The sequence below is a fragment of the Curtobacterium sp. B8 genome (genome assembly GCF_000333315.1).
Classification (GTDB): domain Bacteria; phylum Actinomycetota; class Actinomycetes; order Actinomycetales; family Microbacteriaceae; genus Curtobacterium; species Curtobacterium luteum.
On record NZ_BACW01000250.1, the window covers coordinates 1 to 935 of the forward strand.

General features: G+C 70.4%; 1 protein-coding gene. It reads right to left on the reverse strand.

Annotated features, from left to right (window positions below; translation table 11 throughout):
- Positions 1-904: class I adenylate-forming enzyme family protein (locus I59_RS06170; RefSeq protein WP_261976531.1), on the reverse strand; the 904-nt coding region annotated here is incomplete at its 3' end.
- Between the last annotated feature and the right edge of the window lie 31 nt (positions 905-935).

Consider the following 935-nt stretch of genomic DNA (forward strand, 5'->3'; position numbering starts at 1 on the left):
GCGGCCGCTTGTACCGGGCGAGGCCCGGGTGGGAGGCCGTCCACACCTCGAGGACGGCCGCTGCCTCGGTGTCGTCCTCGGGCAGCCTGCCCGGTGCGCGCACGACGTACGCGGTGACGACCTCGCCCCACTGCTCGTCGGGGATCCCGACGACGATCGCGTCCGCCACGCCGGGGTGCTCCTGCAGCGCGGCCTCGACCTGGACGGGGTGCACGTTCTCGCCGCCGGAGATGATCATGTCGTCCTTGCGACCGACGATCGTCACGCGCTCGTGCTCGTCCCACGTGGCGAGGTCGCCCGGGTAGAACCAGCCGTTCGCGAACTTCTCCGCCTCGAGACCGGGGTTCCGGTACGAGTAGCCCGACTTCACGGTGCGGACGGCGAACTCGCCGATCTCGACGCCGTCCTTGGCGACGGTGTCGGTCGGGGCCGCCAAACGGTCCTCGTGGACGCGCACGACGGCGACGTCGTCGTCCGTGCTGGCGCGCCCGGTCGAGCCGGCACCGTCGGGGAAGTCCTCCGGTCGGAGGAACGTGTTCCAGAACGTCTCCGTCGTGCCGTAGCCGTTGAAGATCCGCGGCGACAGGAGCTCCTGGTAGCGCAGGGCGGCGGCCCGGTCGAGCGGTGCGCCCATCGTCACGATGCCGTGCAGGCTCGAGAGGTCGCGGGGCCTCGCCTCCTGCGCGTTCGCGAGCGCGACGAGGTTCGGGGGAGCGCCGATGAGGAACGTCAGCTGCTCCGACTCCACCAGGTCGAGGACCCGGTCGGCGTCGAAGTGGCGGAGGGTGGTGAGTTCGGCGCCGACGTAGAAGACCGGGTTCGGGCCGCCGGAGTACAGACCGCCGCGGTGGAACAACGGCGACATGTTGAGCGTCTTGTCGAAAGGACTGAGCGGGAAGTGCATGATCACGTCGTGCGCGCTGAGCACCTCGACG